At 64.7% G+C, this 11,378-nt stretch carries 10 protein-coding genes; 1 reads left to right on the top strand and 9 read right to left on the bottom strand.

Annotated features, from left to right (window positions below):
- The first annotated feature begins 50 nt into the window (after positions 1–50).
- Complete coding sequence (locus B2585_RS09125; RefSeq protein WP_292022197.1) at positions 51–1,358, top strand: ABC transporter substrate-binding protein; 1,308 nt, start codon at positions 51–53, stop codon at positions 1,356–1,358.
- A gap of 125 nt (positions 1,359–1,483) precedes the next feature.
- Here the strand turns inward: B2585_RS09125 and B2585_RS09120 are convergent, their stop codons facing one another.
- The 9 genes from B2585_RS09120 to crtA all read right to left on the bottom strand — a co-directional run bounded on the left by B2585_RS09120 (position 1,484) and on the right by crtA (position 11,330).
- A complete protein-coding gene (locus B2585_RS09120; RefSeq protein ID WP_292022195.1) occupies positions 1,484–2,209 on the bottom strand; it encodes a FadR/GntR family transcriptional regulator in 726 nt (241 codons plus the stop codon).
- Positions 2,206–3,198 carry a galactofuranose ABC transporter, permease protein YjfF gene (yjfF, locus tag B2585_RS09115; protein WP_292022191.1) on the bottom strand — a complete coding sequence of 331 codons (993 nt, stop codon included), beginning with the start codon at positions 3,196–3,198 and terminating at the stop codon, positions 2,206–2,208. The genes B2585_RS09120 and yjfF overlap by 4 nt, the downstream gene beginning before the upstream one ends.
- A complete protein-coding gene (locus tag B2585_RS09110; RefSeq protein ID WP_292022190.1) occupies positions 3,195–4,247 on the bottom strand; it encodes an ABC transporter permease in 1,053 nt (350 codons plus the stop codon). Before B2585_RS09110 ends, yjfF begins: the two co-directional genes overlap by 4 nt.
- A complete protein-coding gene (locus B2585_RS09105) occupies positions 4,248–5,780 on the bottom strand; it encodes a sugar ABC transporter ATP-binding protein (RefSeq protein ID WP_292022188.1) in 1,533 nt (510 codons plus the stop codon). It lies immediately after the preceding gene.
- Between the two features lie 99 nt (positions 5,781–5,879).
- Positions 5,880–6,833, bottom strand: a complete 954-nt coding sequence (gene ytfQ / locus B2585_RS09100; RefSeq protein WP_292022186.1) for a galactofuranose ABC transporter, galactofuranose-binding protein YtfQ — start codon at positions 6,831–6,833, stop codon at positions 5,880–5,882.
- 253 nt (positions 6,834–7,086) lie between these two features.
- Complete coding sequence (bchO, locus tag B2585_RS09095) at positions 7,087–7,956, bottom strand: alpha/beta fold hydrolase BchO (protein WP_292022184.1); 870 nt, start codon at positions 7,954–7,956, stop codon at positions 7,087–7,089.
- A 4-nt stretch (positions 7,957–7,960) separates the two neighbouring features.
- Positions 7,961–9,628 (bottom strand): magnesium chelatase subunit D, encoded by a 1,668-nt coding sequence (locus tag B2585_RS09090; protein ID WP_292022182.1) that lies wholly within the window; start codon positions 9,626–9,628, stop codon positions 7,961–7,963.
- Positions 9,625–10,629 (bottom strand): magnesium chelatase ATPase subunit I, encoded by a 1,005-nt coding sequence (gene bchI, locus B2585_RS09085; protein WP_292022179.1) that lies wholly within the window; start codon positions 10,627–10,629, stop codon positions 9,625–9,627. Before bchI ends, B2585_RS09090 begins: the two co-directional genes overlap by 4 nt.
- Entirely contained in the window at positions 10,626–11,330 is a 705-nt protein-coding gene (crtA, locus tag B2585_RS09080; RefSeq protein ID WP_349678303.1) for a spheroidene monooxygenase, read from the bottom strand. The genes bchI and crtA overlap by 4 nt, the downstream gene beginning before the upstream one ends.
- Positions 11,331–11,378: the final 48 nt, after the last annotated feature.

Raw genomic sequence — 11,378 nt, 5'->3', positions numbered from 1 at the left:
CGGCAATAGGGGCCAATCATGTGCCCCGCATGTTAGGGAGGAGACCCAGAATGAAACGACTACTGCTGGCCAGCACCGCAGCGACCCTGTTCGCGACCGGGGCACAGGCCCAAACGACCATTGAACTGCAACGGTTCTTCGGGGCCTGCGACGCCGACTATGGCGACGTCACCGACGTGAGCTCTGCCGTTGGCGAATGCGGCATCATCACCGCGCTGATCAACGACTTCGAAGCGCAGAACGAAGACATCGATGTCGAGGTCACGACCGTCGAATGGCCGGGCTACGACCAGCTCAATGCCCAACTTGCCAGCCGCAATGCGCCCGACGTTGTGTCGATGCACTACTCGGTGATTTCGGACTACACCTCGCGCAACCTGCTTGAGCCGCTGGACGACCTGCTGGCCGAGCAAGGGATCGAAACATCGAGCTTTACCGACGCTGCCCTCGCCGGTGTCACGAAGGACGGGCAGATCTATGCGCTGCCCTTCGACAACTGGACGATGCTCTGGCATCTGAACATGAACCTGATGGAAGAGGCCGGGCTCGTCGACGACAGCGGCGCTCCGATCCTTCCGTCGAACACGGATGAGTTCTTTGAACATGCCGCGACGTTCGAGGAGGCGACCGGCAAACCCTATCTCGTTCAGATCCTCGCCAACGAAACGGCGGCCTATGCGCGTCTGTTCTATACCTTCATGCTCCAGCAAGGCGCCGACCCGTTCTCGGACCCGACGCAGATCGACCTGATGACGCCTGAGGCGAAAGCGGTCGTCGAGTTCCTCAAGAAGATCTCGGACGAGGGCGCCACGACCACCGACATGGATTACGCGGCCGCCGTCGCGGGTTTCGGCTCGGGCGAAGGCGGGATCGGCGTCAACGGGACGTGGCTGATCGGCGACTACACCGCGCAGTCCGAAGAAGAGGGCAACGCCCTGTCCGACGGCTACACCGTGTATCCCATCCCGCAATTGTTCGCGACGCAGGATGCCACCTATGCGGATGGTCACGGCTGGGCCGTGCCGCGCAATCCGGGGCGCGACGATGATGTAACGGCTGCCATCGGCAAGCTGATGGCTTATCTGGCCGAGAACGACTTCCAGTGGGCGCGCACCGGCCACCTGCCGGCCGTCGCTTCGGTCTTTGAGATGGACGAGTTCCAGTCGCTGCCGCACCGAGACAACATCGCGGAAGTGGCCCAGACCGGGCAATCTCTGAACCCGCAGGTTCTGCGCCAGTTCTCGATCCAGGACATCATCGGCGAGGAATTCAACTCGGCCGTTCATGGTGACAAGACGGTCGACGAAGCGTTGGAAGCGGCCCAGAACCGCATCAACGATCTGCTGGCCAACCTCTGATCGATCGCGAAACGGGGGCACGCCGACACGGCGTGCTCCACCTCTCCCGCATGATGCTCATGCACCGGACCGCTGGCACCGCCGCGTTCCATCTGTCTCATCAAATTGTCGGTAAGGAGGCCTGTTCAGGCAGGCCCGGGATTGGCGCGGGCGTGGCCTTCGCGGATGACCTTGAGCATGGCGGTATGCGCGGCCTCCGGAACACCGGAGGCGATGGCCTTGGCAATGTCGCGGTGGTTGCGGACAACCTCGGCCTTGATTGCCAAAAGGTTCTCCTGTGCTTCGATCAGGAAGAGCGAGTAGAGCGCCGTTTGCACCATGTCTCCGAGGCTATGCAGGAACCGGTTTCCTGACAACTTCAGCACATGATGATGAAACTCGTAATCCGCCACGGCGAAATCCGCGCGGCTGGTCGCCCCGGCCAGTCTGTCGCACAGGTCGAACAGCAGGTTGCAGTCGACCTCGTTCGCGCGACGTGCCGCCGCGGCCGCAGCGGCGGGTTCGAAGATCAGGCGGATCTCGAACAGCTCGTCATAGAACCGACCCGGGTTCTTGACCGAGGTGTGCCAGCGCAGAACGTCTTCATCGAACATGTTCCATTCGTCCGATCGGCGCACATGCGTGCCGACCTTGGCCTTGGACTGGATCAACCCCTTGGCCGCCAGCGTCTTCTTGGCCTCCCGGACGACGGTGCGCGAGACGTCGAACATCTCGCACAGGTCCGGGTCAAGCGGGATCATGGTGTCGGCAGGGTATTCCCCCGCGACGATGGCACGACCGATCTGGTCCACCACGAAATGCGTGTGGTTCGAGGCCCGCGCGGATGGCGAGCCCGATGCGGCAACCGTCATGATTGCTGTGCGGAGCCAGTCGCGGTTCTTTTTCGGGTTATCGTTGCCCAAGTAAGGCCTTTCTGGAGCAGAATGAACGAGAACAGCAACGCGCCGATGACGATTTTGGTCCACCAACTCGATAATGTCCCGTCAAAAACGATATAAGTCTGGATCAGCCCCATGATGAGGATACCGAAAAACGTACCGGCGACGAAACCGTAGCCGCCGGACAACAGCGTGCCCCCGATGACCACCGCCGCAATGGCGTCGAGCTCTACCCCGACCGTGGCCAGAGAATAGCCGGCGGAGGTGTAGAGCGAGAAGATGATCCCCGCGAGGCCGGCGAGCCCGCCGGAAATGGCGTAGATGCCCACCGTCGTGCGCGCCAAGGGAACCCCCATGAGGCGGGCGGTCGGGCCGCCTCCGCCGACGGCATAGACGTTCTGCCCGAAGCGCGTGCGGTGCGCGACGAGTGCCCCGCAGATGAAGACCAGTAGCATGATGCCCCCGATCAGCCGGAACCGACCGCCTCCGGGAGCCTTCCAGTAGATGTCCTGAAGCGTGTCGTAGAATTCGTGCGTGATCGGCACGGAGTCGGTCGAGAGCACATAGGCCGCACCGCGTGCGAGGAACATGCCCGCCAGCGTGACGATGAAAGGTGGCATCTCGAGGAAATGGATGACGGCGCCCATGGCCGCGCCGAACATCGTGGTGATGAGCAGCACCAGCACGAAGGCCGCGAGCGGATGAATGGACGTATCGCGCAGGATGACGGCAAGGAAGACGCCTGTGAACGCGATCACGGACCCGACCGACAGGTCGATCCCCCCGGACAGGATCACGAACGTCATGCCGACCGCGACGATTCCCAGGAACGCATTGTCGGTCAGCAGGTTGGCCACGACACGAGTGGACAGCATCGACGGGTACTGCCAGCCGCACAGGGCGAAGGCCAGGACGAAGGTGGCCAGCGTCACCATAAGCGGCAGGTGGGTCGAGCGGATCACAGCGCGTCCTCCTTGGGTTCTTGAACGGATGGTCGTTGTCGCTCCGGCAGCCTTTCAGGACCGGAGGCGCGCAGCATGTAGATCAGGTGTGCGACCCTTGGCGACTGGATCACGAGGATCGCAAGGATCAGAAGCGCCTTGATCACCAGGTTGAATTCGGGCGGCATCCCGGACAGCAGGATGACCGAGTTCACCGATTGAATGATCAACGCGCCGATCAGCGACGCGACGATGGAAAAGCGCCCGCCCAAAAGCGAGTTGCCGCCGATGACCACCGCGAGGATGGCATCGAGTTCAAGCCAGAGGCCCGCGTTGTTGGCGTCCGCCCCCTTGATGTCGGCGGCGACGATCACGCCGGCCAGCGCGGCGCAGAGACCGGAGGCCAGATAAACGCAGATCAGCAGGACGCGGGAGTTGATGCCGGCAAGCCGGGACGAGGCCTCGTTGACGCCGATGGATTCGATCAGCATCCCCAACGCGGTGCGCCGCACACCGATCGTGGCGAGGGTGCCGAGTGCGAGCCAGATCACGATCGGCGTGGGTATCCCCATGAAGGTGCCGGCACCAAGCCGGATCAGCCCCTCGTTGTTGAAGGTCAGAATCGTGCCCTCGGTGATAAGCTGCGCGATGCCGCGCCCGGCCACCATGAGCACGAGGGTCGCGACGATAGGCTGGATACGCAGGACGGCGACGAGAAAGCCGTTCCAGAAACCGCACAGCGCACCTGTCGCCAATGCCCCGAGCAGGGCTGTGCCCCAGCCGTAGCCGTCGGTGACGAGGCTTGCAGCAGTCGCCCCGGCGATGGCCATGACCGCACCGACCGACAGGTCGATCCCCTTCGTGGCGATCACGAGAGTCATGCCGATGCACAAAAGCGCGACAGGCGCACCGCGGTTGAACACGTCCACGAGGTTCCCGAAGAGCCGTCCGTTTCGGAAGGACACGTCGAAGAAGTCCGGGAAGACGAGGAAATTGAGCCCGATGACGACGGCGAGGATCAGCAGCTGCGGCGTGATCCGTTTGAAAAGAGAGGGGGTGGTTGCGGGCATTCAGGCAGCCCCTTTTTCGGGTTCGGCGGCAATCGCGTGCACGATGTTGTCTGCCGTGATCTCGTCGCCGGTGAGTTCGCGGACCTGATGACGGTCGCGCAGAACGACGACGCGCGTGGAGTAGGCCACGAGTTCTTCAAGTTCGCTCGAGGCCACGAGAAGCGCCATACCGTTCTCGCGCAGTCTCTCGATGAGGGCGATGATCTCGGCATGGGCGCCCACGTCGATGCCACGGGTCGGTTCATCGAGGATCAGAACGTCAGGCTCGGTGGCAAGCCATCGGGCGAGCAGCGCCTTTTGCTGGTTCCCCCCCGAGAGCAGCCGGATCGGCATGTCGAGGGAGGCGAGCCGGATATCCAGCGCCTTTACATAGTGTTCCGCGATTTCGTGGACCTTGGCGCGGGGGATCGGACGCATCCAACCCTGTCGCGCCTGGAGCGCCAGAATGATGTTGTCGCGGACCGAGAGGTCGCCGACGATCCCGTGGGTCTTGCGATCCTCGGGGCACATGGCGAAGCCCTGCGCCACGGCATCGCGCGGGTTGGCGATCCGTGCTTCGCGGCCATCGATCAGCATCTTGCCGTGATCGGCCTGAACGGCGCCGAAAAGCAGGTTGGCCGTCTCTGTCCGGCCCGAGCCGAGCAGGCCGGCAAGGCCCACGACCTCGCCCCGGTGGAGGTTCATCGAAAACGGTTCGATCATGCCGCGCTTGGCGAGGTCGTTGATTTCGAGCAGGAGCGCGCCGGGCTTGCCGGCCTTCCGGTCCTGAACCGTGGCTTCAAGCTGGCGACCGAGCATGAGCGTGACCACGTCATGCTGCGTCACGTCCGCGAGCAGTCGCTCGCCCACCACCCGGCCATTGCGCAGAACGGTGGCGCGGTCGGAGATTTCGAAGACCTGGTCGAGAAAGTGAGTGATAAAGACGATGGACAGCCCGCTGTCCTTCAGCTGCCGGATGACACCGAACAGGAGGTCGACCTCGTCGCGGTCGAGGGACGCCGTGGGCTCATCAAGGATCAGCACCTTGCCCGACAGCGCTACGGCGCGGGCGATGGCGACGACCTGCTGGACGGCCACGGAAAAACTGTTGAGCGGTTCACCCGGATCGAGGTCGAGTCCGTAGCCCAGAAGTGCCTCGCGGGCCTGCGTATTCATCTGCCGCCGGTTCACGAGCCCAAGCCGCGTGGGCTGGCGTCCCATGAAGAGGTTTTCCGCAACGGTCAGGTTGGGCAGGAGGTTGACCTCTTGGTAAACGGTGCCGATCCCCAGTTCCTGGCTTTCGGCGGTCGACTTCGCGTCAATGTCCTCACCGTCCAGCGTGATCGTGCCGCCGTCCCGCCGGTACGCGCCGGTCAGGCACTTGATGAGGGTCGATTTGCCCGCGCCGTTCTCGCCCAGAAGGGCATGGACTTCGCCGGGATAGAGCTTCAACTCCACCTCGTCGAGGGCGACGGCGCCGGGGAAAAACTTGGAAATGCCGCTCGCATGGAGCAGCGGGGCCTGCGGCGTGGTCATGGCTGTCCTGTTGGTCAAATCGCGTCCTCCCGAGCGGTGGCCCTGCGCCATGTTAGCACGGGACCACCGAGGGAGAAGACGGGCAGGGCGTGAGGATCCCGGCCCGTCCCGGTCAGCTCAGTAGCCGAGGTTCTTTTTCTCTTCGTAGATCGCCGCGTTGTCGTCCGCTGCGGTGAAGAGCTTGCTTTCGGTCTGGATCCATTTCGCAGGGGCGGTGCCGTCTGCGAGGTAGGCTTCGAGCGCGTCGAGTGCCGGGCCGGCCATGTTCGGCGTCAGCTCGATGGTCGCGTTCATTTCGCCGTTCGCGATGGCGAGGTGCGCATCCGGCACGGCGTCGATCGCGACGATCTTGATGTCTTCGCCCGGGTTCAGACCCGCTTCCTTGATCGCCTGGATCGCCCCGACGGCCATGTCGTCGTTGTGAGCGTAGAGCGCGCAGATGTTCTCGCCACCTTCGGCCTTCAGGAAGCTTTCCATCACGACCTTGCCCTGGCTGCGGGTGAAGTCGCCGGTCTGGCTGCGCACGATCTCAAGTCCCTCGGCGCCGGCAATGCCCTCCTCGAAGCCTTGCTTGCGGTCGATGGCGGGCGATGAGCCCGTCGTGCCCTGAAGCTCGACGATGCGGCAGGGTTCGCCGGCCATTTCGTCGACCAGCCACTGTCCGGCCACCCGGCCCTCGTGGACGAGGTCGGAGGTGACGGCGGTCAGGTAGAGGTCTTCGGGGGCGTCGACCGTGCGGTCGAGCAGCACCACCGGGATCTCGGCGTCGGCGGCTTCTTCGAGCACTTCGTCCCAGCCGGTGGCGACGACGGGCGCCAGAAGGATCGCGTCAACACCCTGAGCGATGAAGCTGCGGATCGCTTTGATCTGGTTTTCCTGTTTCTGCTGCGCGTCGGCAAACTTGAGGTCGATGCCGCGCTTTTCGGCTTCCTGCTTCGTCACCGTCGTTTCGGCGGCACGCCAACCGGATTCGGACCCGATCTGGCTAAAGCCGATGGTAAGATCCTGCGCCACGGCGAAGGCCGGAGTCAGGGCGACTGCGCTCGCAAGGAGCGTTGCTTTGATGTTCATAGGTTCCTCCCAAAGAACGTATTTGTTCGTGGGATTTATTAAGTATTACTTTATGACTATTGTAAACGATTTTTGTAACGGTGATGTGAGGAATCCAAAAATATCACATTTTTTCAGAATGTTACATTCTGTCTCACGCAGGCGACTATCGCCACGCGTCGTGTTTTCGGGTCGTTCCCGTGCGGGGAGCTAGGGATTGTATGAGCCGAATCTTTTGCCGACTTAATGCGTGTGACCGGCCCTGATCTGCGCGTTATCCGGCTCTTGCTTCGTCGGACAGAAAGCCCGAAATCTCGCGACACACGCGTTCGGGGGCTTCTTCGTGGGCGAGGTGGCCGAGGCCCTCAAAGGACACGACCGATGAGTGCGGCAGGCATGCGGCCGCTTCCCGTGAGGTATCTGGCGGCACCGAAGTATCGCCAGACCCGGTGATAAGCCGCACAGGGACGCTGATTTGCGGGAGGTCCGCGAGCAGGGGGTCGATTTTCCAGTTCGTCATCATCTGGAGTGTGCCGTGAACGTGATCCCGGTCCGCCATCAGCGTGGCGTACAGGTACATCCCTCGCGCATCGAGCCTTGAGCCGGTGCTCTCGATCAGCCGCCGCGCACGCGGGATGTTCTTGCCGCCCAGCGTGAACAGCGTCGGCGTGAGCGGGTTGAGCGACAGGACGCGCGCGAGAAGGGGAAAGAGCCAGGAGGCGACGCCGCGAAACCGTCCCAATGCCGCGTTGATTCCGATGACGGCCGGCGGGTCAGGCATGTCCCTTGCCATGGCGAGGGCGATGGCCACACCGGCGGAATGGGCGACGATGGCGCGGGGGCGCCATCTTTGCGCATCGCAAAGCGCGCGGATGTCGGCGGCCATGTCCGGTAGAGTCCAGCGCTGCGCGCTGCGTGACCGGGTAAAACCCTGACCGGGCAGGTCCAGCGCGAGGCAACGCCATTGACCCGCGAGGTCCGGCAACACGTCGCGCCAGGTGTGGGTCGAAGCGCCTGCACCGTGAATGAAGAGCAGGTCCGGTCCCGATCCCATCTCCTGCACATGCCAGTCGTGATGGCCGTTTCGGATGAAGCGGGAGGCCTCGGAATTGGGCCAGCCGGGCAGGTCGCGGGCGCGGTCCACGGGCTCAGCCCGAGAGTGCTGAAGTGACAGCGTGGGAAATGCGCGCGGCATCGGCGCGGGGAAGTGCGAGGTGGCGCGCGGCGAGAGCCTTGGCCAGCGCCGCAGTTTCCGGTCCGGGACGCGGCGAGATGTCGATGACGAGACCGGGCATCCCGTCGGCGGCGATGTGGCGCGCGATGACCGCCACGTCCTCGGCGGCCTGCACCCGGCTCGCGCTCCCGTCGAGCGCGAGGTTCGCCTTGCCGTCGGTGAGCAAGGCGAAAGCGGGGGTCAGGCCATGATGGCGGGACTGGGCCGCGAGGCCGAGAGCTTCGCGCAATCCGCTCGCGAGCGGCGTTCCGCCCCCACCGGGCAGGGCTGCGAGCCGACGCTTGGCCTGAACGAGCGATCGGGTAGGGGGCAGAAGAACCTCGGCCCCGGTTCCCCGGAAGGAGACGAGCGCCACGAAATCCCGGGTTGTGTAGGCCTGCGCCAGCAAGAGCTCCAGAGCGCCTTTCGCCTCGCCGAGCCGGGACATGGCCGCCGACCCCGAGGCATCCACGATGAACAGGATCAGTCGGTCTGACTTGTCCTCGTACCGCTTCAACCGAATGTCGTCGGTGGTGACGATCACGCCGGACGCGTCCGGTCGGGCCTCTCGCCGCAACGCCTGCCACGGGGCCGCGGCGCGAAGCGTGGCGACCACGTCGATCCGCGCGCGCCCGTCCGGCCGGCCGGGGCGTGAGGGGAGGGGGCGGCCCCGCCGGTTGCCCTTCCGCTTGGTGCCCGCGCCGCTGCCGGTGGCGCCGCGGACGCCGCCGGTGCCCGGGTCCAGGCGAGCGAGAAGGTCATGGGGCACGGCAGCCCGAACCGCTTCGACCATCAGGTCTTCGGGTATTTCCTGCGATTGTTCCTCACCATCGGCGTCGGCCTGAGTTTCAGGAGGGGCGTCGGCAGGCGGCTGATCGTCTTCAGTTTCCGGAAGCTGGGTCGCACGAGGTGCAAATATCAGCTTGGCGGCCTCCGACAGGTCTTCGTCGTTTATCTCATCTCTCCCTTCCAGCGCCGCAAGGGCGCGGGCGGTGCGCAGTGCGAGATGCGGCGCGCGCAGGCTCACGATCCCGAAACGCAGCGCGAGTGCGGTCAGGACCGCTGCATCCTCATGGCGTATCCGGACGTGCTTAAGCGCTGCGCGCGCGGCATCCAGATCACCGGGGGCAGGCAGCTGGCCGGTCACCTCACAATGGCGCAGCCCGGTCAGGTCGACCGCGAACGCGAGGCGTTCGGACAGGCTTGCGGGAACCTGTTCCTCCGGCTCTGCGCCTTCGTCCAACAGGATGAGCCGGTGACCCCGATCTGCGTCCAAGACCTGCGACAACCGCGCGGCGAGGCTCGGCGGTGTCCGCTCTGCCATCGGCAGCACGAGTGTGGCGGGGCGTGCCACGATCCCGGCATCCTCGACCATCCGCCCTTCGGTCAGCGAGCGCACCACGTCCAGCCCGCCGAAGAGCTGCGTATCAGGCAGGTCTGAATGGATGCGGCGTTGCGCTCCGGGAAGCCGGGTGAGGACCGTGTCGAGCGCCGTTCGGACCGGCCCGGCGCGTACCCTGACCTTCACGCCCTTCAGGCCTTCGGGGTCGACGGCCAGCAGCGTCAGCGCGCGCAAGAGCGTGGACCACGCAGGCGCGATCATCCCAGAACGTCCTCGACCGCCCTGACGACGCGGCTTACGGCGCTGCTTTCGTCCAGCGGATCACGGCGTAACCGGTGACCCATCGCCATTGGTGCGACCCGTCGCAGGTGGGAACGGTCGGGTGTTGCCGCGCCGTCGAAGGCCGCCAGCGCCCGTGCCGCACGAAGCAATGTGAGTTCACCCCGCAGACCATCCGTGCCCACAGCCATGCTGACCTGCGCACAATCGCGCAGTGTTTCGTCCGGGGTTTCGACAAGCGGCAGGCGGGTGCGCGCGGCGACGATTGCCTCGCGCAAAGTCGCGTCCTCGGCTTGCCAGCGTGACAGGAAGCACTCGGTCGCCGTTTCGTAGTCGTGGCGACGCCGGATCACTTCGATTCTTTGTTCAATATCGTCGGGTGAACCTACATCCACCGACAGGCCGAACCGGTCGAGAAGCTGGGGGCGCAGTTCGCCCTCTTCCGGATTGCCGGACCCGACCAGAACAAACCGGGCGGCGTGGCGGATCGACAGCCCCTCGCGTTCGACCGCGTTGACGCCGCTCTGGGCCACGTCGAGCAAGAGATCCACGATGTGATCTTCGAGCAGATTCACCTCGTCGATATAGAGAAAGCCGCGGTTGGCGCGGGCGAGCAGCCCTGGCTCGAACGCCTTTTCACCGCGCGAGAGCGCCCGTTCGATGTCGAGCGCCCCGGTCACCCGGTCCTCGCTGACGCCCAGCGGCAAGTCGACGACGGGTGTCGGCTTTTCGACGAGCGCCGTTGAGGTGACGCGAGCCCAGTCGGGGCATTCCTCCGGCGTGGCCGAGTTCACGGGGCAGCCTTCGACCGCCGTGATCTGGGGCAGGAGGGCGGCCAGAGCGCGCACGGCGGTTGATTTGCCGGTGCCGCGATCCCCGAAGACGAGAACGCCGCCGATACCGGGGTCGATTGCGGCCAGCACGAGCGCCAGCTTCATTTCGTCCTGACCGACGATTGCGGAAAACGGAAACGGGGCGGTCATGCGGCGGCCTTCTGGTTGGAGAGCGGGGACGTCCCATGCCAGCTCCCGATGTCATCGAGGACCCGGAAGCGGGCGAACAGTTCCTCGCGGAACCAGTCACCCGCGCGGACCGCGCGGACCGCGCGGGCATGGGGGCCGTCTGCGTGGGCGAAGGCGTCCAACGCGTCGGCGTCCGGCCAGATCGAGAAGGTGATCTGGTGCAGGAGGGGGACCTCGCCGATCCCGATCTTGAACATCACGTTGGCATCCTCGCCGATCACGGCGCTGATGTCGGGCACACGCCGCCAGAACCGGAGCGCGGCAGCGGGACGGATCGTGGCGCGGGTCAAAGCAGCGATGGGGCCAGCAGAGGTGTCGCCGGATTGAAACGGTGTCACTCCGGACCACGCGCCGCGCACCGAGACAGGCGAAAGGAAAACGGTCCAGTGTTCGCGCGATCTTTCGCGGTAGCGTTGAAAGATGCGGGCGTGTGCGAGGCGATCATGTGCCGTTGCCGCGTCTGGCCATGCGGCGAGGATGGCGTAGACAGCGGTGTTGGGCACGGGCGTAAAGCCCTCGCCTGTGCCGGAGCCGCACAATTTCCAGAACCCGATGCCGGGAATCCGCCGCATCCGGCCGCGTGCGAGACCCATCATTGCGAAGGCCCAAAGGCGATCCCGCCCGCTATCGAAGCGAAAGAAGCTGAGGCTGACAGTTTGAATGGCGCACCTCCCTGTCTAATTACTCTGACATGAGTGTGCCCAGCGGAA

The sequence above is a fragment of the Maritimibacter sp. UBA3975 genome (assembly GCF_002384975.1).
Lineage (GTDB): Bacteria > Pseudomonadota > Alphaproteobacteria > Rhodobacterales > Rhodobacteraceae > Maritimibacter.
This window is presented reverse-complemented; position numbering and strand designations above follow the sequence as displayed.